Source organism: Paramesorhizobium endophyticum, assembly GCF_014640615.1.
Lineage (GTDB): Bacteria > Pseudomonadota > Alphaproteobacteria > Rhizobiales > Rhizobiaceae > Paramesorhizobium > Paramesorhizobium endophyticum.
Window position 1 is genome coordinate 110,901 of record NZ_BMHH01000004.1, and the last position, 21,455, is coordinate 132,355.

Here is a 21,455-nt window from a genome sequence, read left to right on the forward strand (position 1 = left end):
TGAACATGGTCCGTATCGGCATTCTTACCATTTCCGACCGCGCCAGCCGCGGCGAGTATGAGGACTTAAGCGGTGCGGCCATCGTGGATTGGCTGACCCGCGCGATCACCTCGGAATGGGAGCCGCTGCGCCGCATCGTGCCCGACGGGATCGAGCCGGTGCGGGATGCCCTCGTCACGCTTTGCGACGACGACCATGCCGATCTGGTTCTGACCACCGGCGGCACCGGCCCTGCGCCGCGTGACCTGACGCCCGAGGCAATGCGGCTCGTGATGGAACGCGAACTGCCCGGCTTCGGCGAACTCATGCGTCGCATCAGCTTCGAATCCGTGCCCACCGCTATCCTGTCGCGCCAGACGGCAGGCACGCGCGGGCGCACGCTGATCGTCAATCTCCCCGGCAAGCCCGGCTCTATCAATGTATGTCTGGACGCAGTGTTCCCGGCGATCCCCTATTGCCTCGACCTGATGGGCGCGGGCCGGATAGAGACCGACCCGCAAATATGCCGGGCGTTCAGGCCCGCGTGAGAGGACGGGTTCGGATATAGTATCCCCCCGCAAGTCACTCCAGGCCCATGGGCGCCTCCTGCACATCGTCTCGCAGGGGCCGCTCTTCCATGGCGGCGAGGGCCACCAGCGCGATGAGAAGCCCTATCGCAGCAGCGATGAAAATCCAGCGGAAGACAAAAGCGATGTCTAGCCCGTGCGCGGTGAAGCTTTGGGCGAGCGTTTCCATCGTGATGTGGCTTGCTGCTCCGGACGGAAGAGCGCCCATGAGAATAGCGCCAAAGCCAGCCACGACCAGCGCGCCGCCCAGCGAACGAAAGAAATTCATGGTGGCGGTGGCCGTGCCCATCTGATGCGGCACTACCGCGTTCTGGACCGAGACAGTGGCAATGGGCAGAAGCGTGCCGAGCCCGAGCCCGACGATACCCAGAAGGATTTCGAGCGTGAGATTGGACATGCCCTCCGGCACCGCGGCGAGGACCGCCAGCCCGGCGATGGCGATAGCAAGGCCGATCATCGGCATGCGCTTGTAATGCACGACTTTCGGCATCATGCGGCCTGCACCGGTGGCGCCAAGCATGGTGCCCACCATCAGAGGCATCATGGCGACGCCGGAACTGCCCGCGCTGAAACCATAGACCGTTTCCAGGTAAATTGGCAGGTAGATGATGAGGCCGATGAACGTGCCCATGCTGAAGCAGGCCGCAATCGTTCCCATGGCGACGATCGGGTTCGCGAGCACTTCGGCGGGGATCAGGGGTTCGGGCGCAGTCATGAGCCGTCTCACAAAGGCGACCCACAGCACGGCGGATAAAGCGAAAAGGCCGAGGATGGCGGGCGAGCTCCAGGGATAGGTGAGGCCGCCCCAGTTGAGCGCCAGCATCATCGAGACCGTGGCCGCCGCCATCAGCGCCGCTCCGCTCCAGTCGACGCGATGCGGGCGCTCGTAATGGGGCAGTTTTTTCAGGAGCGTGCTTGTCATCCAGAAAGCAAGCAGGCCTAGCGGCACGTTGATCCAGAAGATCGCCGACCAGTGCACATGTTCCGCCAGGAAGCCTCCGAGCAGCGGGCCGGCAATGCTCGACGTGATGAAGACCGCAGCGATATAGCCTTGATAGCGCCCGCGCTCCTTGGGCGAGACGACATCGGCAATGATCGTCTGCGGCAGCGCGATGAGACCGCCGCCACCCAGGCCCTGTACGGCTCGAGCGAAGATCAACGTCAGCATGTCGGGCGACAAGGCGCTCGCGACGGAGCCTATGAGGAAGAGGGCGACCGCGACGAGAAGCGTCACCCGCCGCCCTGCTATATCAGCCATCTTGCCATAGAGCGGCGTCACCGCCGTGGCGGTGAGGAGATAGGCGGTGACGATCCATGACAGCAGATGAATGTCGCCGAGGTCCCGCCCGATGGTCGGCATGGCGGTGGCCACGATGGTCTGGTCGAGAGACCCCAGCAGCATGGCGAGCATGATGCCGAAGACGATGGACCGCGTCTCGGAAAAGGTCAGTCCTGTCTTCCTGGAGGATTTGGATCGCGCAGCATTCATGGGCGGAGGTTTTCCAATATTGCGTGAATAGACGGTGCAGTATCACAAAGGCTCGACAGAAATCGATAACATTATTCAGAAATTAATCTGACGATATCAAGTTAATAAGTATTAATGTTTAAGTATATCTATGAAAATTACAGATATACTAATGCCCAATTTCCGGGTCACTTTGGGTCCCGGACATTGGCAAAGCTGCGCGCTTCCTATGTTTCGAGACGGCGGGTGACGCGCTTCAGGACTTCGTCACCCACTCGAACCGTGACAGCCACGGGCTGGCAATGACGCCGTGGACGGTTTTGCGGAACGCTGCCGTGTCGAGCACCTCGGAAAAGGGCTGGATTGGCATGGGATGCGCGTCGATATAGTGCTGGATCTCCTCATAGGCCGCCTTCTGCCTTGTCGGGTCGGCCTCGAGCAGGGCAGTCTCCACCATGCGGTTGAGTTGCGGGTCGTAGAAGCTCGCGCGCCAGCCCTGATAGTTGGTGAGCTTCGCCTTGTCCGAATTATCAGGGTTATAGGCAAGCGCGCGCAGATTGTTGTCCGGATGCGGCTGCTGGCCACCGCCGCCGCGTCCGATGAGAAGCTCGAAATTGCGGTCGCGCATGGCACCGTAAATGGTATCGCCCGAGCCGCTGATCATGCGGACGCGAAAGCCGCCCTGCTCCAGCGTGTTCTGGACCGCCGTGGCCGCCTTTGAGAACGGCTCCTCCGACAGGAAGCGCAGGGTGACATCCATGCCATCGGGATAGCCCGCTTCGGCCAGCAAGGCGCGGGCGCGCGCGACATCGAGCTTGTAGCCCGGATCGGGCAGCGAGCCGATGATGCCGGTGCTGATCGGGCGCTGCCGGAGCGTGCCGAAATAGGGCATCACCGCGCGGTTCACCCCCTCATAGTCGATGAGATGGCGTAGCGCCTGCAACACGCGCGGATCCTTGAAGCGCTCGTCCTTCATCGAGGCGGCGAGATAATAAAAGCCCGAGCCATAGGCCGTTTCGATCTCGATTTGAGGATCGGATTCGAGCGCCCGCAAATCCGGCGACTGCATGGAATAGGCGACATCTATATCGCCCTTTTCCAGCATCAGCCGCTGCGTCTGCGATTCCGGCAGATGGCGGAACAGGATGCGCCGCATGGCCGGTGGCTCGCCCCAGAAGGCCGGATTGCGCGTCATGATCACATATTCGTTCGACGCCCATTCGCTCAACGTATAGGGCCCAGACCCGGCCGCATTGGTGCGCAGCCAGGCGGCGCCCCAGTCGCCATTCACCTCATGCTTCAGCACGGTTTGCTTGTCCAGAATCGTGCCGAAGCCGTTCTGGGCAAGGATCATCATGACCAGCGTCGGATCGTCCGGCTGGGGCAGGTTCAGCACGAAAGTGTGCGGGCCTTCCACGACGAACAGCTTGTCGGCATTCTCGGCCTTGAAGCCGCGCGTCTTCAGCGCCGACGCCTGCGCGAGATTCAGCTTGAGCAGCCGGGTCAGGCTCCATTTTACATCCTCTGCGGTCACGGGGTTGTCGGAGGAGAAGCGCGCATCGGGGCGCAGGAAGAAGCGCACCGACATGCGGTCTGGCGAAATCTCCCAGCGCTCCGCCAGGCGAGGCCTGAGGCTTCGGTCCTTGGGATCGAGGATGACAAGCGTGTCGTAGATATTGTTCAACACCTGAACCGTCTCGCGCCCTGTGATGCCGGCCGGGTCGAGCGTCAGGATGTTGTTCATCGTGGTCGCCACGACCAACTGGTCAGCAGGCGTATCAGCGTGCGCCGGCAGCATGGCCGCGCCGGTGAGCATGGCGATCAGCCCCATGCGTTTCAGAAAGGTTTTCATTCGTTCTTCCTCCCGTTTGGTTTGCCGTGCCTTCTCTCCCGAGGCACTCCCTCTCCGCCGTCATTCTCGGGCTTGTCCCGAGAATCTGCCATAAGAAGAAGGCAAGCGATTACCGTCCTGGTTGAACGCTCCGTCGCAGATCCTCGGGACAAGCCCGAGGACGACGAGGAGAGAACTCACCCCACCCGGTTGTTCTCGATAAAATCGAAATTGATGTCTTCGCCAAGACCTGGACGGTCGGGGACATGGACAAAGCCATGCTCATCCATCGGGTCGGACAGCGAGTTCAGATAATCGTGCCCGTCATCATATTCGAGGAATGGGTGCAGTAGCCCGCGCTCGTACCAGCGGCAGTTCTTGGAGGCGGCGACCACATGCAGGTTCATCGCGGTGTTGCCGTGCACCTCGCATTCCATGCCGAAGCATTCCGCCATCCGCATGGTCTTGATCGCCGGGGTGATGCCCCCGACGTCGTTGACGCCGGTGCGCAGGATGTCGCAAGCGCCAAGTTTTACCCATTCGGCGCGGTGCCAATGCTTGCCCGCAGCGCTTTCCGGGCCGACGACGGGAATATCGAGATTGTCGGCCAGCCATTTGTAGGAGGACATGGATTGCTCATCCATCGGCTCCTCGATCCAGTCGAAGCCGAGCTTTTCCAGCCCGCGCCCGAGTTCCAGCGCATCCGTGCGGGAATACCAGTGGAAGGCGTCGATCATCAGCCGGATATCGGGGCCGACCGCCTCGCGCACCGCCGCGCAGGCCTTCAAATCCATTTTAACATCCGGGGCCCAGCTGACCGGCGGCATCCAGGTGTGCAGCTTGATGCCTTTGTATCCGCGCTTGACCAGCGTATCGGCAAAACGACCGTAATCCTCCGGCGTCGCGAGGCCGCCCGGCAATTCGTCGCCGCACATGATCGAGCCATAGGCCGGCATCTTGTCGCGGTAGGCGCCAATGAGCTTGTAGACGGGCTGGTTGAGGGCGCGTCCTGCCAAGTCCCACAAAGCGCAATCGACCACGGCGAGGGTGCGGTCGGTCAATTGCGCCGCTGATCCGCGCTGCCAATGCGCCAGTTCCTGCCAGAGCCGCTCGCGGTCGCGATGATCCTGCCCGATCAGCACCTTCTTCACGAATTTCTCGATCACATGGGGCCGCACGATCTCCGGCGCGGTGAAGGAGTGCCCCTCATGGCCGTCCTCGGTGCGGATCGTCAGCAGGGCCTGCCTGACCTTGTGCGGCGGGCCCGGATGCGCATGGCCGGCGCTGTCCGAATGCCTGCGCGTCGTCGTTTCGAACAGCCGGACCTCTACGTCGGTAATGATCATGATTTCCCTCGATTTGCCACCCGGCGCGCGGGCTATTGCCGCGATTAATGGAGGGCATGGCCGAAGTTGTCAATAAGCTGTAATACATGTTATGGATATTGTCCTGCAGATTACAGCAACCAGGCAATTGCCCGGATGCGTTTGCCTGTGCTTTGAGTGGTGGAGCATCCGCCCGACAGATCAGGAGTGAACCCATGCAGCCCGGAGGAACGCAGTCCTTGGTGCATCGCATCAGCGGCGATCTGCGCCAGGCGATCGAAGCCGGCGCCTTTCCGCCCGGCACGCGCCTGCCCAGCGAGAAGGATCTGACGGAACGCTATGGCGTGAGCCGGACCGTCGCCCGCGAGGCCTTCGCCAATTTGCGCGCCGACGGTCTGGTCGAGTCGCGCAAGGGCGCGGGGGTGTTCGTTCTGGAAAAGTCCCCCGTGCAATCGCCGTTTTCTGGGTTGAACGTCGATAAAATATCCTCCGTGATCGAATTGCTTGAATTGCGGACAGTTTTTGAAGTCGAAGCGGCGGCTTTCGCGGCGGCGCGGCGCTCGGCGGCACAATTGGAAAAGATCATCGAGGCGCATCGGAGGATCGCCGAATGCCTGCGGCTGTGCCAGCCGACGCGCGATGCGGACTATGATTTCCATCACGCCATCGCCGAAGCGACGCAGAACCGGCGCTTTCCCGAGTTCCTGCAACTGATCCGTTCGGGAATCATTCCGCGCGGCGAATTGCAGGGCGGCCCGGTCGGCCAGCGCCCGCGCGACTACAATCTGCACCTTCAGGAAGAGCATGGGCGAATCGTCGATGCCATCATCCAGGGCGATTCCGCGCTTGCCCGCCAATGCATGGCCGACCATTTGCGCGGCTCGATGGAGCGCTATCGCGAGCTGTTGCGCAGCCGCGCGGCGCGGACAGATGGGGAAAACCAGCCATCGGTCCGTGGCAGCGATGGGCCACATGTTCGTCACTTGTAATACATGTTGAGATAGGCTAGGGTGCCCTTAATTCGGAGGAGCCCCATGCTAGAAAACCATTATCCGGTCGTCGTCACCGGACCCGGCAAGACGCGCCAGGTTCTCGCGCACAACGCCGAAATGATGCTCGTCTCGTTCCGGTTCGAAGCTGGGACGGAGGGCGCGCTGCATTCGCATCCGCACATCCAGTCCACCTATATCCGCTCGGGCCGGTTCGAATTTTATCGCGGCAGCGAAACGCTCATCCTCGGCCCCGGCGACGCGGTCGCCATCGACGCGCATGTCCCGCATGGGTGCCGCTGCCTGGAAGCGGGAGAGCTGATCGACAGCTTCACCCCGCGCCGGGATGATTTTCTGTAGGCCTGCGTCCTCTCCGCCGTCATTCTCGGGCTTGTCCCGAGAATCTGCGGTGGGATGTGGAAGCGCGCTACGTCAGCGACTTGGAAAATATGTGTCCGCGGCGAAGAGACCAATCCCTGCTCGCAGCAGATTCTCGGGACAAGCCCGAGAATGACGGCAGGAAATGAATAGGGAGGAGCGATGTTGTTACGAAAAGCGCGATTTCAGGGGTTGCGGCATCAGGCGCTGTCGATTGCCGCAACCCTGTTCGGCCTGCTGCTGCTGACATTCGTCATCGGGCGGGTCATGCCGGCGGATCCCGTGCGGGCGATGGTGGGCGAGGATGCCAGCCAGGAGACCTATGATCAGGTTTACCGGCAATTGGGGCTGGACCGGCCGATGTGGGAGCAGTTCGTCGTCTACCTCAAGAACGTCGCCACCGGCGATTTCGGCACGTCGATCCGCACCGGCCACCCGGTCATCCAGGATATTCTCCACGTCTTCCCGGCGACCATCGAGCTGGCGACGCTCGCCATCCTGCTCGGTGCGGGGCTGGGCGTTCCGCTCGGCGTGCTCGCCGCCGTCAACAAGGACCGCTGGCAGGATCACGCCATCCGCGTCTTCAGCCTTATGGGCCATTCCATGCCCATCTTCTGGACCGGCATGATCGGGCTTCTCGTCTTCTATGCGTGGCTCGGCTGGGCGGGCGGCAGCGGGCGCATGGATTTCTTCTACACCGGCGAAATTCCGACACCGACTGGCTTCCTCCTCATAGACAGTCTCATTGCCGGGCGCACCGATATTTTTCTCTCGGCGCTGCGGCATCTGATCCTGCCTGCGCTACTCCTCGGCTATGCGTCCTCGGCCTATATCACCCGCATGGTGCGCAGCTTCATGCTGGACCAGCTCGGGCAGGAATATATCGTCACCGCGCGGGTCAAGGGCCTGTCGAAGCGCCAGACGATCTGGCGGCACGCGTTTGCCAACATCCGCGTCCAGCTGATTACTATCGTGGCGCTCGCCTATGGCGGGCTGCTCGAAGGCGCGGTGCTGATCGAGACAGTCTTTGCGTGGCCGGGCTTCGGGCAATATCTGACCAGCAACCTGATCATCGGCGACATGAATGCGGTGATGACCTGCGTGCTCTTGGTGGGCGTAATCTTCATCGCGCTCAATATGCTTTCAGATTTTCTTTACCGGGTATTCGATCCGAGGACGCGATAATGGCATCGACCGACACCGTATATACGCGCCGTTTCCCCATGCTCGGCGGCGCCTTCGGCCTCCTGCGCACACTCATGAAGAGCCCGACCGCCGCCTTCGGGGTGATCATCATCTCGGCCCTGTGCATCATCGCGCTGTTCGCGCCTTTCATCGCGACGCATGATCCCTACGTGCAGAATCTCGACAATGTGCTGCAACCGCCCGGAACCGGGCATCTGTTCGGCACGGATGAGCTCGGTCGCGACATCTTCAGCCGCGTCGTGTACGGCGCGCGGATCAGCCTGACCATCATCGCGCTGGTCACCGTCATCGTCGGTCCCGTAGGGCTGCTCGTCGGCACCACGGCTGGCTATTTCGGCGGGCGCTACGACACGATCATGATGCGCGTCACCGACATCTTCCTCTCCTTCCCGAGCCTCATCCTGTCGCTGGCTTTCGTGGCGGCGCTCGGGCCGAATTTGCGCAACGCCATCATCGCCATCGCGCTCACCGCCTGGCCGCCCATCGCGCGCCTCGCCCGCGCCGAGACGATGACCATCCGCCGGGCCGACTATATCGCTGCGGCGCGGCTGCAAGGGGCGTCCAGCGCGCGGATCATCGTCAAGTCCATCGTGCCGATGTGCCTGCCCTCGGTCATCATCCGGCTGACGCTCAACATGGCGACGGTGATCCTGACCGCCGCCGGCCTCGGCTTCCTCGGCCTCGGCGCGCAGCCGCCGCTGCCCGAATGGGGCGCGATGATCGCCACCGGACGACGCTACATGATCGACAGCAGCTGGCTCGTCCTCTTCCCCGGCATCGCCATCGTCAGCGTCAGCCTTGCCTTCAACCTCCTGGGTGACGGCCTGCGCGACGCGCTCGACCCCAAGCAGAAAGGACGCTGAGATGAGCGAAATTCTGCTCGACGTGCAAAATTTGAGCGTGCGCTATGGCAATGCGGCAAGCGACGCGGTGAAGAACGTCTCCTTCACGCTTGGCCGCGAAAGGCTGGGCATCGTCGGGGAAAGCGGCTCCGGCAAATCCACCATGGGCCGGGCGCTGATGAAGCTGCTGCCCAACGCAAGGATCAGCGCCGACCGGATGGAGTTCATGGGAACCGACCTTGCGAGCGCAAGCGAGGCGGAAATGCTGAAAGTCCGGGGCCGGCAGATTTCTATGATCCTCCAGGACCCGCAATATTCCCTGAACCCAATCCATCGTGTCGGCGACCAGATTGCGGAAACCCTGCTCCGGCATTTCCCGATATCGAAGCGCGAGGCGCGGGAGAAATCGCTGGCGATGCTGGAGGCGGTGAAAATCCGCGATCCAGAGCGGGTCTATAATCTCTATCCGCATGAGGTATCGGGCGGCATGGGGCAGCGGATCATGATTGCCATGATGCTGCTCGCCGATCCGCGCATCGTCATCGCCGACGAGCCCACTTCGGCCCTGGACGTGACTGTGCGGCTGAGCGTACTCAAGATTCTCGAGGATCTGGTCAAGGAGCGCGGCATCGGGCTCATCATCATTAGCCATGATCTGAACTTGGTGCGCAATTTCTGCGACCGGGTGATCGTCATGTTCGGCGGGCGTGTGGTCGAGACGCTGGCTGCGCGCGACCTCGACAATGCCAGCCACCCCTATACGCGCGGCCTGATGGCGGCTCAGCCCCGCATCGGCGGTCCGCGAACGCCGCTGCGGGTGCTGGACCGCAGCGCGCCATGGAGCCGGGAGCTTTTGCCGTGAGCATAGAAATCACCGCGAACAATCTGTCGATCAGCTTCGGCACAGTCAAAATGCTGCCGGACGTGTCCTTCCGCGTCGAGCCGGGCGAGTGCTTCGGCCTTATCGGAGAGAGCGGGTCCGGCAAATCCACCGTGCTGCGCTGCATCTCGATGTTGAACGGCTTCTGGACAGGGGATATCCGGCTGGGCGGCAAGTCCGTCCGCGACATGGACCCGGTCGAGCGCTGCCGAAAGGTGCAAATGGTGTTTCAGGACCCCTATGGCTCGCTGCACCCGCGCCAGTCGATCCGCACCGCGCTTATCGAGCCGCTGCGCATCCACGGCCTCGACAATCGCGAGGAGCGCATCCGCAAGGCAATCGGCGATGTCGGCCTGCCGGTCGATTTTTTGGGCCGCTATCCCCACCAATTGTCCGGTGGGCAGCGCCAGCGCGTCGCCATCGCCCGGGCGCTGATCCTCGATCCGGCGCTGCTGCTTCTCGACGAGCCGACCTCGGCGCTCGATGTCTCGGTGCAGGCGGAAATCCTCAACCTCCTGACCCGCCTGCGGCAGGAGCGCGGCTTCACTTCCATCATGGTGACGCACGATCTGGCGGTTGTCTCCTATATGTGCGACCGCTTCGCGATCATGCAACGCGGCGATATCGTCGAGGTTCTGAACCGTACCGCGCTGGAGCGCGACGAGGCGACGCATCCCTATGGCCGTGAACTCATCGAAACCTCGCTGGCCTATGAGGGACGGCATCTGCTACCCAGCACACAATCATAAGAGAGAGGAGACACAAGGATGCTGACTGTCGAGACGCGGCACGCCGTTCACCCCGAGCATGCCAAGGGCATGGATACCGAAACCCTGCGCCGCCATTTTCTGGTTCAGGATATTTTTCGCGAGGGCGAAATCCGGCTCGTCTACACCCATTACGACCGCTTCGTCATGGGCGGTGCGGTTCCCGCCGGGGGCGATCTGGTGCTGGATGCAGTTGCTGAGACGAAAACGCCTTTCTTCCTCGACCGCCGCGAGATGGGCGTGGTCAATATCGGCGACACCGGCACGGTATCCGCCGCCGGCGAAAGCTGGCAGATGAACCGTGGCGACGTGCTTTATCTCGGCATGGGCGCGGGGCCGGTCACCTTCTCGGGCGGTGGACGGTTCTACATCACCTCCTGTCCTGCGCACCGGGCCCTGCCGCATCGCCTGATCCGGCTTGCCGACAGCAAGGAGGTGAAGCTCGGTGCGAGCGAGACCTCCAACAAGCGCACGATCAACCAGTTCATCCATCCGCTCGTCATGGAAAGCTGCCAGCTGGTGCTTGGCTATACCACGCTGGAGGATGGCTCGGTGTGGAACACCATTCCCAGCCACATCCACGACCGCCGCATGGAAGCCTATCTCTATTTCGGCATGGAGCCGAAATCGCGCGTGCTGCATCTGATGGGCGAGCCGACCGAGACGCGCCATCTCTTCATCGCCAATGAAGAGGGCGCGCTGTCGCCGCCATGGTCGATCCATTCAGGCGCAGGGATAGGCTCCTACACCTTCATCTGGGCGATGGCCGGCGACAATGTCGATTATACCGATATGGATTTCATCCAGCCGGAGGATTTGCGATGAACTCCTTTTCGCTGGAAGGTCGCAAGGCGCTGGTCACCGGGGCCAATACCGGGCTTGGGCAAGCCATCGCCATCGGATTGGCTGAGGCGGGCGCGGAGGTTGTCTGCGCTGCCCGGCGCGATTGCGACGAGACGCTCGCCCAGATCCTCGCGGCGGGCGGCAAGGCCTCGGCGCTGCATCTCGACTTCGCCGATCCGATGGCGGCGCGGGACGTGTTTGACGGGCAAGGCTTCGACATCCTCGTCAACAATGCCGGCATTATCCGGCGCGCCGATGCGGTGGATTTCACGGAAGCCGATTGGGACGACGTGATCGACGTCAATCTGAAGGCGCTGTTCTTCACCTGCCAGGCTTTCGCGCGGGAATTGCTCGCTCTTGGCAAGCCGGGCCGCATCGTCAACATCGCCTCGCTCCTATCATTCCAGGGGGGTATCCGTGTACCGTCCTATACCGCCAGCAAGCATGGCGTGGCGGGGCTTACCAAGCTCATGGCCAATGAGTGGGCAGCGCGCGGGATCAATGTCAACGCCATTGCGCCCGGCTATATCGAGACCAACAACACCGAAGCGCTGCGCGCCGACCCGGACCGCAACCGGGCCATCCTGGAGCGCATTCCGGCAGGCCGCTGGGGCCGCCCCGAGGACATTGCCGGAACGGCGGTCTATCTCTGCTCCGACGCCGCGTCCTATGTCCACGGCGCGGTGCTCAATGTCGATGGCGGCTGGCTGGCGCGGTAGTTAAGCCGGCATGCGCGGGATGCTGGCGAGCAGGTTGCGCGTATAGGCATGGCGCGGGGCGGCGAGGATTTCGCGCGTCCTGCCGCTTTCGACGATCCTGCCGCGCTCGAGGATGATCGTTTCCTCGCAGAGCGAGGCGACGAGGCCGAGATCGTGCGAGACGAGCACGAAAGTCACGGTCTGCGACAGTTCCTTTAAAAGCTCGACGATGCGGATGCGGGTCGAGAGATCGAGCGCGCTCACCACTTCATCGGCAAGGATCACATCCGGCCGCGAGACGATTGCCCGGGCGATGGCGATGCGCTGGCGCTGACCGCCGGAGAATTCATGCGGGTATCGCATTGCCGCATCCGGGGGAAGGCCGACCGAGGCGAGGGCCTCCGCGACTGATGTCTTCGTATCGCCGGGGATTTGCAGCGAGCGCAGCGGCTCCACGATGATATCGAACACTTTCTGGCGCGGATCGAGCGAGGAATAGGGGTCCTGAAACACCGCCTGCACCGTGCGGCGAAACCCATGCATGAAGGTTCGGTTGCGCGGGTCGAGCGGTGCGCCATTGACGGTGATTGTTCCCTCGGATGGACGCCCCAACCCCAGCAGAAGGCGCAGCAGGGTCGTCTTGCCGGAGCCGGATTCCCCGACAATGCCGAGATTTGCGCCTTTGCGCAGCGTCAGGCTGACATCATCAAGCGTTTTTTGCCTGGCCGTATAGCCGAAGGAGACATTGCGGACATCGATGAGGCTCATGGCGCGATCTCCAGTGCCTCGTCGAAGGCGCGCGCGGCCGCGACGAGGCTTCGGGTATATTCGTGGGCAGGCTCACGAAAGACGCGTGCGACCGCGCCTTCCTCTACCACCCGGCCATGCCGCAACACGATGACGCGATCAACGGTGCCGGCGACAACCGGCAGGTCATGGCTGATGAAAAGCAGCGCCATATTCCGCTCGCGGACAAGTTTCCCGAGCAGGTTCAGGATTTCCGCCTGCGTGGTGACGTCGAGGGCCGTCGTCGGCTCGTCGGCGATCAGCAGTTCAGGCTTGCAGGCGAGCGCCATGGCAATCGCGGCGCGCTGGCGCTGGCCCCCGGAAATCTCGTGCGGCCAGGATTCGGCGATGCGTTGCGGCTGTGGCAAGGCCACCTGCTCGAGGAGTTCAAGCACCTCGCGCCTGACTGTCGCGTTGTCAGCCGGGCGGCCATCGCGCCGGGCACGGCGGCGGAGGGCTTCGGCGACCTGATCCCCGATTTTCATCAGGGGGTCGAGGGCTGTGAGAGGCTCCTGAAAGATGGTGGCTGCGATCGTTCCGCGCAGCGGCACGAGATCGCGGTCACGGGTGCCGATCACCTGTTTGCCTCCGAGGAGGACGGAGCCGCTGGCGCTGAGCCCCTCGCCCAGAAGGCCGATGGCGGCGAGCGCCGTCAGCGACTTGCCGGAGCCGGATTCGCCGATAAGGCCGAGCCGCTCGCCCGGCGCGACGGAAAAGGATACATCGGAGACGAGCGCCTTGCCGCCCGCATGGACGCAAAGGTTTTCAATGGCCAGAAGCGGGCTCAACGGCGTTTCCTCCTGACCGGGTCGGCAAGGTCGCGCAGGCCATCGGCAAGGAGATTGATGCCGATGACGAGCGAAACGAGCGCGATGCCGGGCGCGATGGCGCCGAAGGGAGCGGTGTAGACGGTGCCTTGCGCCTCCTGCAAAAGCCGCCCCCATGAGGCGTTGGGCGGCGGGGCGCCAAGCCCGAGATAGGAGAGCGAGGCCTCCGCGATGACCGCCAGTCCGAATTGCAGGGCGAGATTGACGAGCAGCGTCGGCCAGATGTTCGGAAGGATGTGGATCGCCACGATGCGGGGCCAGGACGTGCCGGAAATGCGCGCGGCGGTGATGTAGTCCATGCGCAGGATCCGCTTGGCGAGGATGCGCGTCAGCCGCGCGACGATGGCGGAATTGGCGATGCCGATGGCGACGATGGCGGTCCAGAGGCTCGCGCCGTCGCTGGAGGCCACGATAAGCATGGCGAGCAGCAACGTCGGGAAGGCGATGAGGATATCGAGCCCGGCGGCGAGCACATCGTCGAGCGTCCTGGAGGCGAAGGCGGCCAAAAGGCCGATGGTGATGCCGATGAGGCCGCCGATGATGACCGCGCCGGTGCCGACGATAAGAGCGATGCGCGAGCCGATCATGATGAGCGTGAAAAGGTCGCGTCCGAGCCGGTCAGTCCCCGCCAGATGGGCGAGGGAGGGAATTTCCAGCCGCCCGCCGGCCATCGCGGCAGGGTCGTAGGGCGTCCAGAACAGGGTGGTTAAGCCAGCTATGAGGTGCAGACCGACGAGCCCGAGCCCGATGATGAAGAGCCACGGCAGGCGATTGCGGACCGGCGGGGAAATGGCGAGGTTCGTCATTCGCTCCCTCCCACGCGCCCGCGCAGCCGCGGATCGATCAGCCGCTGCGCGAGATCTGCAGCAAATCCGACCAGCAGGACGATCAGCGTCGAGATGAAGAGCACTCCCTGCACATTCGGATAGTCCCGCTGCTCGATGCCAAGAAGCAGCATGGAGCCAAGGCCCGGCAGCGAAAACACGCGCTCTACCACGACTGCGCCGAGCAGGGTGGAGGCGAGCTCGATGCCGAGAATGGAGATGACTGGCACGGAGCCGTTGCGGATGCCGTGGCGGATCAGCGCCTCCGGAAAGCTCGCGCCGAGCGCGCGGGCGGTGCGCAGGTAGTCGCTGCCGAGCACGTCCTGCGTGGCCGAGCGCACATAGCGGATCAGCGAGGCGGACATGACGAGCGCGATGGTGACGACCGGCAGCACCAGCGCTTCCATTGCTGCATCCGGCCTTTGCCAGCCGCGCGAGGGGAAGCCGCCTGAGGGAAAGAGCCTGAGATTTACGGCAAAGAGTGTCACGAGGAGAATCCCGATCCAGAACACGGGCACGGCGATGCCGAGCTGCGAGACGACCGAGATCAGCGAGCCATACCAGCGGTTCGATTTCACCGCCGCCACGATGCCGAGCGGCACGGCTACGACAATCGCCAGCAGGAAGGACATCAGCGTCAGCGGCAGGGTGACGGTGAGCCGTTTCCCGATTTCCGGCAGGACGGGTGCATGGCTGACGAAAGATTGGCCGAGATCGAACCGGGCAAGACTGGCGACGAAGCGAATGAACTGATCGGAAAGCGGCAGGTCGGAGCCCACCTGCCGGCGCGCGGCCTCGATCTGCGCCGCATCCGCGCCGACCGAGACGAGCGCATTGGCGGGATCGCCCGGCAGCAGCCGCAGAAGCAGGAACAGCACCGCCGCTGCAATCAGGATCGAAACGAAGAGAATGGCCAGCCGGCGCAGGAAATAGGAAAGAATGGTCACACCCTTTGATCGACAAACCCGCCCGGCAGAGCCGGGCGGGTGAGCTTATAGCGCAATTTTTCGAATTGCCGATGGCTGAATCCGATCAATCCGCCTTCTTGATGCCGGAGACGAAGAATTGCGAGTTGAGGCCGTTGATTGGATAGCCGGTCACCGCCTTCGCGGCGACGACGATCTGCGGATAAAGATAGAGCCAGTTGCTGGCGGCGTCTTCGGCAATGATCGTGTTGGCTTCCTTGAGCTTCGCGGTTTGCTCACCGGTCATGGCGCTCTCCTCGGCCTGCTTGATCAGATCCACCACTTTCGGATTGTTATAGCCCCAATAGAAGTCCGGATTGCCGTAGAAAACGATGTCACGGTGGTTCACATGCTCCTGCAAGGTCGCCTGGAAATCATGCGTCTTGTAGACCTTGGAGTACCATTCATTGGCGGTGATGACGTTGATGTTCACCTTGACGCCGACCTTGGCAAGCTCCGTCTGCAGGAACTGCGCGGCGATTGGGTGCGGGTCATAGTTGGGCGTGTCGAGCGTAAAGGTGAATCCATCCGGATAGCCGGCCTCAGCGAGCAGCGCCTTGGCGCTTTCCGGATCGTAGGCATCGACCTTGGTAAGGTCCGCATACCACGGGTCGGTCGGCGGCACCATCGACCCGATCAGCGTGCCGTAGTCGCCCCAGACGGCCTTGAGAAGCTTGGCCTTGTCCACCGCGCGGGCGAGCGCCTTGCGCACCTTGACATTGTCGAAGGGGGCGACGCGGTCGTTATAGGCGAGCAGCAGCTTGGTCGTGGATTGGCCTTCCGCAACCGTGAAATCCGGATTGTCCTTGAATTGCGCGAGCGAATCCGGGCTCTGGACGGAGGTGACGATATCGACCGAGCCGGTCAGCAGCGCATTGTTGAGCGCCGTTGCCTCGGTGAAATATTGGAAGACTGCTGCGCCATTGTCCGGCTTTTTGCCCCAATAACTATCGAAGCGCGTCAGTTCCAGCGACGAGCCGCGCCGCCAGTCTTCCAGCTTGTAGGGGCCGGTGCCGTCTTCAGTCGCGGTCAGATTGGTGGCCGCGTCGTTGACGATCCAGACATAGGTGAGGTTATAGGGCAGCGAGATGGAGCGCGACGAAAGCTTGATGATCACCGTCGAGTCGCCAGGCGTCTCGATGCTCGCAATCGTCTTCAGACTGTTCTTGCGCGAGCTTTTCGATTCCGCCGAAACCACCCGCTCGATGGAAAACTTCACGTCCTTCGAGGTCAGGGGATCGCCGGAATGGAATTTCACGCCCGGCTGGAGGCTGAAGGTGTAGGTGAGGCCGTCGTCGCTCACCTTGTAATCCTTGACCAGCACCGGCTCGACCGTGCCGGAATCGGTGAGGCGGAACAGCGATTCATAGACATTGCCGTTGAATGCCTCGTTGATGCCCTGACCCGCTCCGGCGGTGTTATCGAGGTTCTGCGGCTCGTAGAGAGACCCGATATTGATGGTGGCGTCGGGATCGAAATCCTGCGCCTCCGCCGATCCCCCGGCCAGCGCGCCGAAAAGCAATGCCGCCGCCGTCATGGCACGGGCGTTCAGCCGGCTGGACTTCAGAACTGCGCCGGTGCGGGTCATCAAACCGCTCATTCTCGATACTCCATTCACGTGGCCTTGCGGCCATACAATTACTGGCCGCGAGAATAGCCGGGGCGCTGCTCGCTTGATGAGGATGGACACGCAATTTTCTACATTTTAGAAGAAATATTTTCTCTAATGTAAGCTGATGTGGCAAATGTATTCCGACACTGGCGTTCCGCTGCCGATCCGCATAAATCCCTCGTTAACGACAATGGAGCGGGCCATGAGCGATATCGACCGGAAACGCGCACAACAATTGATGCGGGAGGCGGCGCTAGACGCGCTGGCGCTGTTCCAGCCCGAAGCGTTCCGCTATGCTATCGGCGCTCCGGCGGGTGTGGCCACCATGTGGGGCAGGGCGGCTGCGGCCATTGCGCTGGTGCCTGCCGACGCAACGGCGAGCCTGGCAGCAGTGGCGAGCGACCATTCAAGCGCGGCGGTCCGTAAGGTCGCGCCAGATGTTGATTTGCGCACCCATCGCATCTGGATCGACATGCTGGATATCACCGATGCAGGCAGCATCGAGGAAATCGACGAAGCTTATCGCCGCTCGGGCAACACCGGGCCGAGGCCGGAAACATTCGACCGTTCCGCCGCTTTCGGGCTGTTCAGCGACATTTTGAAGGAGCGTGGCCTTGACCATGCAAGAATCGGCGTGGATCTTGAATTTGTCCCTGCCGCTGATTTCGACGCGCTGAAACGAGCGCTGCCCAATGTAATCTGGGTAGACGGCTCCATGGTGCTGCGCCGTCTTCGCGCAGTCAAGACACCGCGCGAGATCGAGCGGCTGCGCCAAGCCGCGAAGGCTGCGGAAGCTGGGCTCGTTTCCATGGCGGCTGCGGTGAAGCCCGGCGTATCGGTCAGCGAACTGTCTTCCGCCTGGAAAGAGGGCGCTTATGCCGCCGGCTTCCGTTTAAGCGGGCATTGGGACTATATCTCTGTCGGTCCCGATCTCTCGGACATGTCTGCGGTCGTCGCGTCCGGAGCGCTGATCAAGGCGGATGTCGGAACGCTGGTTGAAGGCTATTCCTCCGACGGTGCGCGCAGCTTCACCCACGGCCCGGCGTCTCCGCTTGCCCGCGATATCTTCAAGGCACTGGAAAACGCCTTCGCCGCCGGTCTCGAACAAATCCGGCCCGGCAACAGCTTCGGCGCGGTGCATGCGGCCATGCTCGCCTCGATGCGTAAGGACGGCTTCGGCGAATATCACCGCGGCCATTTCGGCCATTCGGTCGGCGGTAGTGTGGGTATCGAGGAATGGCCGTTCTTCTCCGCCGATAACCCCGAGCTCATCCTGCCGGGTATGGTGGTCGCGCTGGAGACGCCCTTCTATGGCCAAGGTCTCGGGGCGCTTATGATCGAGGACCAGTTCCTCGTGACGGACACGGGGGCGGAATGCATGAACACTTTGCCGCGCGGTTTGATCAACGTAGAAGTCGCGACCCTGTAGAAGGCCCGCAATGCTGCCGTAATCTTCGGGGCAGACAAGAGCAAAGAGGGGCGCGAGGAACGATGCGAATTCTGCTGATCGAGGATGAGAGGGAACTGGCGAATGCCCTGTCGGCAGCGCTCGGCAAGCACGGCATCGTCACGGACCACACCATGCATCTCGCCGATGCCCTGGAGTTGACGCGCCAGAACGATTATGACGCGATTCTCCTCGACCGTCGCCTGCCCGATGGCGAGGGGCTGACCTTTATCCCGAAACTGAGGCGGTCTGGCTCAGGCACGCCCATCATCGTGCTGACGGCGCGAAACGAGCCGCTGGAGCGGGTCGAGGGACTGGATATCGGCGCGGATGATTATCTCGGCAAGCCCTTCCTCGTCGAGGAACTGATGGCGCGGGTGCGCGCCGTGCTGCGGCGGCCATCGAATCTGGCGGAGCCGAAAATAACTGCCGGGCGCGTAGTGATCGATCCGCTGCATCTGGACGTCACGCTTGGCGCGGCGACCTTTGATCTTCCCCGGCGCGAACTGCTGGTTCTTCTGGCGCTCGCCAAGCGCAAGGACAAGACGGTCCTTCGCTCCGCGCTCGAAGCGGCGGTCTATAATTACGAGGAGGAGATTCAGTCCAATGCGCTCGATGCGCATATCTCGCGCCTGCGCAAACGGCTCTCCGACGCACGCGCCGGCGTGACGATCCACAGCATCCGGGGCGTCGGCTACCTTCTGAAGGAGGAGTGATGGATAGGGCAAATCCATCGCTTTGGTGGCGACTGAGCTGGCAACTCAGCCTCGTCATCGTGGCGGTGGTTGTCTCCGTGATCATCGGGCTTTGCATATGGGCCACGACGATCATGTCCCCGAATATCGCCATGGAGGACAAGATCGTTTCGGCAATTGCCGGCGCCGTTACACGCGACAGCCGGAGCGGGCTGGCAATTCGCAACACGCCCGCGCTCAAATCCCTGAAAGAGCAGAACGGCGAGCTTTGGTTCATCGCGTCAGCCATGGACGGCGCTTTCGTTTCCTACGGCCCGGTTCCCTCGGCCTATGCGGCGCTTGGTCCGCTGGTCCGCCTGTTTGAGGAGGCGGATCTGCGCGGATCTCCCGCAACCGGCGAGATTGCAACCATCGAGAATGTCGCAACGAGCGTAGGCGAGGTTCGGGTTCTGTTCGGCGGCGTAGCGGACAAAGGCTGGCCCGTTCTTGCCCTTCTGAGACGGAGCTACCCAATTTATATATCCTTGATCGCATTGGCCTTGCCTGCGATCTTTCTTGCCGTGCCGCGGATCGTCAGCCGGGCGCTCACACGGGTGAGCGACGTCGCGCAAAGGGCGGCGGAGATCGAGCCGCGCCGTCCGGAAGCCCGCCTGCCGGTGGAGGGCATTCCCAAGGAAGTCGCCCCGCTGGTGATTGCCTTCAACGGCGCGCTGGCTCGGCTTGACAGCGAATTCCGGAAACGGCGGCATTTTCTGATCGATGCGGCGCATGAGCTACGCACGCCCATCGCCATTATGCAGACGCGGATCGACGGGATGCCGGAGGGACAGGAGCGCAGGCGTCTGCTTGACGACGTCGCGCGGCTGGCGGAGACTGCGGAACAACTCCTTGATTTCGAGCGCAACGATCAGGCTATCGATCTGTACGAAACGGTCGATCTCGTAGACATCGCCCGCACGGTCGTGGCCGACCTCGCGCCGCTCGCGATCGCGGCGGGCTATCAGATCGCATTTCAGAGCGAGGTGGAAGCGCTGCCGCGCCAGGGCAGCCCGTCCGCCCTGCCGCGAGCCATCAGCAACCTTGTCCGCAATGCCATCGATCATGGCGGCAACAGTGGAACGATCACGGTTTCGGTTTCAGCCGGCGGGGAGATCGCCGTGGCCGATGAAGGGCCGGGCATTCCAGTTGAACATCAGGAATTGGTGTTCGAGCCGTTCTATCGCGTCACGCCGAAAAGCACAGGCGCAGGGCTGGGCCTGAGCCTGGTCCGGCAGGTGGCTGCCAACCATGGCGGGCAAATCAGCATCGAAAGCGCGGCGGCGGGGACACTGGTCACGCTTCGGCTCTGAGCGTCATCCTGTAATGTTGCGGCAATCCAGCATTCGCATGCTCATTCCAGAACATCCGGCATGGAGGCCAGACAAGCGTGCATTGCAACCCACGAAACAACAAAATATCCCACCTGAATGCCGGGCTCCCGTCATCCTTGAAGCTTGTCTTCGTCCTGCCTTTCGTCTTCGCTGCCGGATGCGCCTCGGTGCCGTTGAAGGAAGGCGGGACGCTTACGTCTTACGGCAATCTCAGCGCGCCCAAGGGAAAATTGGCGAAGAAGCGGATTTACGCCGATGGGCAGCGGCTCGCGGCGGTTAAGACGGTCAGCATCGTGCCGACAAGTTACGTCCCCAGCGCCGCGGGCCGCGTGAAGTCGGAAGCCGACCGCGTGATGGTTGCGAACGCGCTGGACCGGGCGCTTTGCGTCGCGCTCAGCGACAGATATCAGATGGTTGCGACCGGACAACCGGCGGATATGACCATCCGGTCCGTTGTCACCGATCTTGTTCCGACCAACAAGGCAATGGCCGGGGTCGCCACGGCGGTGAGCGTCGGCAGTGGTTTTGCCTTGCCGGTCAGCGTGCCGCGCCTGCCGGCCGGGCTCGGCGGGCTGGCCGTGGAAGCCGAGGCGGTCGACAGCACCGGCGCCCAGACTGCCGCCATGGTCTGGGCCCGCGGCGCAAACTCGATCCAGGACAAGCCGCGCGTTTCAGAGGTGGGCGACGCCTACGGCCTCGCTGCGAAATTCGCGGAGGATTTTTCGAAGATGCTCATTGCGGGAAAGGAGCCGAAGGGGCTGGATATCGCCCTTCCCTCAAGGCAGCGGGTGCAGTCCTGGCTGGGCGGCAAGCCGAAATACGCCGCATGCGATGCCTTTGGCCGCGCGCCCGGATTGCTGGGCGCTGTCGCAGGCAAGTATGGCCTGCCGCCGCAATGGACCGAGAAAAAGCCGAAGCCGGTTGAGGCAAATATTGCTGGCGTCTCGACGGCAGCCAAAGCAGGAACGGGCTGGTAATCAGCGTTCGCGACGTGACCTGCCGGAATTGGCAGAAAAACGATCGTGCGGCTGAGCCAGTCAGGAACAGCATCATTATTCCACCGGAAAGCGCAGCCCTTGCCATTTGCGGCAGGGCGCGCCTCGCGAGACGGTTTGGTGATGTAAGATTACGTGCCG

The 21,455-nt window shown here is 62.6% G+C and carries 21 protein-coding genes; 13 read left to right on the forward strand and 8 right to left on the reverse strand.

All coding sequences use genetic code 11. The features are described 5' to 3' along the window. The first annotated feature begins 5 nt into the window (after positions 1-5). A complete protein-coding gene (mog, locus tag IEX53_RS06550; RefSeq protein WP_188822647.1) occupies positions 6-527 on the forward strand; it encodes a molybdopterin adenylyltransferase in 522 nt (173 codons plus the stop codon). 34 nt (positions 528-561) lie between these two features. Here the strand turns inward: mog and IEX53_RS06555 are convergent, their stop codons facing one another. From IEX53_RS06555 to IEX53_RS06565, 3 genes are all read right to left on the reverse strand, one after another. Further along, entirely contained in the window at positions 562-2,055 is a 1,494-nt protein-coding gene (locus IEX53_RS06555) for an MDR family MFS transporter (protein WP_188822649.1), read from the reverse strand. Between the two features lie 235 nt (positions 2,056-2,290). Continuing rightward, positions 2,291-3,886, reverse strand: coding sequence for an ABC transporter substrate-binding protein (locus tag IEX53_RS06560; protein ID WP_188822651.1), 1,596 nt, complete (start codon positions 3,884-3,886; stop codon positions 2,291-2,293). 176 nt (positions 3,887-4,062) lie between these two features. Further along, a complete protein-coding gene (locus IEX53_RS06565) occupies positions 4,063-5,211 on the reverse strand; it encodes a mandelate racemase family protein (protein WP_188822654.1) in 1,149 nt (382 codons plus the stop codon). 194 nt (positions 5,212-5,405) lie between these two features. Here IEX53_RS06565 and IEX53_RS06570 point away from each other — a divergent pair, with 194 nt between their 5' ends. The 8 genes from IEX53_RS06570 to kduD all read left to right on the forward strand — a co-directional run bounded on the left by IEX53_RS06570 (position 5,406) and on the right by kduD (position 11,814). Further along, positions 5,406-6,179, forward strand: a complete 774-nt coding sequence (locus tag IEX53_RS06570) for a FadR/GntR family transcriptional regulator (RefSeq protein ID WP_188822656.1) — start codon at positions 5,406-5,408, stop codon at positions 6,177-6,179. A 45-nt stretch (positions 6,180-6,224) separates the two neighbouring features. Continuing rightward, positions 6,225-6,539 (forward strand): cupin domain-containing protein, encoded by a 315-nt coding sequence (locus IEX53_RS06575; RefSeq protein WP_188822658.1) that lies wholly within the window; start codon positions 6,225-6,227, stop codon positions 6,537-6,539. Between the two features lie 180 nt (positions 6,540-6,719). Then, a complete protein-coding gene (locus IEX53_RS06580) occupies positions 6,720-7,742 on the forward strand; it encodes an ABC transporter permease (RefSeq protein ID WP_210311632.1) in 1,023 nt (340 codons plus the stop codon). Between the two features lie 38 nt (positions 7,743-7,780). Further along, complete coding sequence (locus IEX53_RS06585; RefSeq protein ID WP_236016080.1) at positions 7,781-8,626, forward strand: ABC transporter permease; 846 nt, start codon at positions 7,781-7,783, stop codon at positions 8,624-8,626. 1 nt (position 8,627) lies between these two features. After that, a complete protein-coding gene (locus IEX53_RS06590; protein WP_188822662.1) occupies positions 8,628-9,467 on the forward strand; it encodes an ABC transporter ATP-binding protein in 840 nt (279 codons plus the stop codon). Continuing rightward, the gene (locus IEX53_RS06595) at positions 9,443-10,234 is read left to right on the forward strand and encodes an ABC transporter ATP-binding protein (protein ID WP_188822664.1); all 792 of its coding nucleotides are present in this window, start codon (positions 9,443-9,445) and stop codon (positions 10,232-10,234) included. The genes IEX53_RS06590 and IEX53_RS06595 overlap by 25 nt, the downstream gene beginning before the upstream one ends. An 18-nt stretch (positions 10,235-10,252) precedes the next feature. Continuing rightward, positions 10,253-11,077, forward strand: coding sequence for a 5-dehydro-4-deoxy-D-glucuronate isomerase (gene kduI / locus IEX53_RS06600; RefSeq protein ID WP_188822665.1), 825 nt, complete (start codon positions 10,253-10,255; stop codon positions 11,075-11,077). Beyond that, complete coding sequence (gene kduD, locus IEX53_RS06605) at positions 11,074-11,814, forward strand: 2-dehydro-3-deoxy-D-gluconate 5-dehydrogenase KduD (RefSeq protein WP_188822667.1); 741 nt, start codon at positions 11,074-11,076, stop codon at positions 11,812-11,814. The genes kduI and kduD overlap by 4 nt, the downstream gene beginning before the upstream one ends. Here the strand turns inward: kduD and IEX53_RS06610 are convergent, their stop codons facing one another. The 5 genes from IEX53_RS06610 to IEX53_RS06630 all read right to left on the reverse strand — a co-directional run bounded on the left by IEX53_RS06610 (position 11,815) and on the right by IEX53_RS06630 (position 16,732). Beyond that, positions 11,815-12,561 carry an ABC transporter ATP-binding protein gene (locus tag IEX53_RS06610; RefSeq protein ID WP_188822669.1) on the reverse strand — a complete coding sequence of 249 codons (747 nt, stop codon included), beginning with the start codon at positions 12,559-12,561 and terminating at the stop codon, positions 11,815-11,817. Continuing rightward, on the reverse strand, positions 12,558-13,367 hold the full coding sequence (locus tag IEX53_RS06615) for an ATP-binding cassette domain-containing protein (protein ID WP_188822671.1): 810 nt from the start codon (positions 13,365-13,367) through the stop codon (positions 12,558-12,560). Before IEX53_RS06615 ends, IEX53_RS06610 begins: the two co-directional genes overlap by 4 nt. Beyond that, positions 13,364-14,212 carry an ABC transporter permease gene (locus IEX53_RS06620; RefSeq protein ID WP_188822672.1) on the reverse strand — a complete coding sequence of 283 codons (849 nt, stop codon included), beginning with the start codon at positions 14,210-14,212 and terminating at the stop codon, positions 13,364-13,366. The genes IEX53_RS06615 and IEX53_RS06620 overlap by 4 nt, the downstream gene beginning before the upstream one ends. Beyond that, on the reverse strand, positions 14,209-15,177 hold the full coding sequence (locus IEX53_RS06625; protein ID WP_236016065.1) for an ABC transporter permease: 969 nt from the start codon (positions 15,175-15,177) through the stop codon (positions 14,209-14,211). Before IEX53_RS06625 ends, IEX53_RS06620 begins: the two co-directional genes overlap by 4 nt. A gap of 85 nt (positions 15,178-15,262) precedes the next feature. Beyond that, positions 15,263-16,732, reverse strand: coding sequence for an ABC transporter substrate-binding protein (locus IEX53_RS06630; protein WP_236016081.1), 1,470 nt, complete (start codon positions 16,730-16,732; stop codon positions 15,263-15,265). A 277-nt stretch (positions 16,733-17,009) separates the two neighbouring features. Here IEX53_RS06630 and IEX53_RS06635 point away from each other — a divergent pair, with 277 nt between their 5' ends. The 4 genes from IEX53_RS06635 to IEX53_RS06650 all read left to right on the forward strand — a co-directional run bounded on the left by IEX53_RS06635 (position 17,010) and on the right by IEX53_RS06650 (position 21,296). Continuing rightward, on the forward strand, positions 17,010-18,236 hold the full coding sequence (locus IEX53_RS06635; protein ID WP_188822675.1) for a M24 family metallopeptidase: 1,227 nt from the start codon (positions 17,010-17,012) through the stop codon (positions 18,234-18,236). A 62-nt stretch (positions 18,237-18,298) separates the two neighbouring features. Next, positions 18,299-18,970 (forward strand): response regulator transcription factor, encoded by a 672-nt coding sequence (locus IEX53_RS06640; RefSeq protein WP_188822677.1) that lies wholly within the window; start codon positions 18,299-18,301, stop codon positions 18,968-18,970. Continuing rightward, the gene (locus IEX53_RS06645; protein ID WP_188822679.1) at positions 18,970-20,298 is read left to right on the forward strand and encodes a sensor histidine kinase; all 1,329 of its coding nucleotides are present in this window, start codon (positions 18,970-18,972) and stop codon (positions 20,296-20,298) included. The genes IEX53_RS06640 and IEX53_RS06645 overlap by 1 nt, the downstream gene beginning before the upstream one ends. Positions 20,299-20,435: 137 nt before the next feature. Further along, positions 20,436-21,296: a DUF3313 domain-containing protein gene (locus IEX53_RS06650; RefSeq protein WP_236016066.1), complete on the forward strand. Its 861-nt coding sequence runs from the start codon at positions 20,436-20,438 to the stop codon at positions 21,294-21,296. The last annotated feature ends 159 nt before the right edge of the window (positions 21,297-21,455 follow it).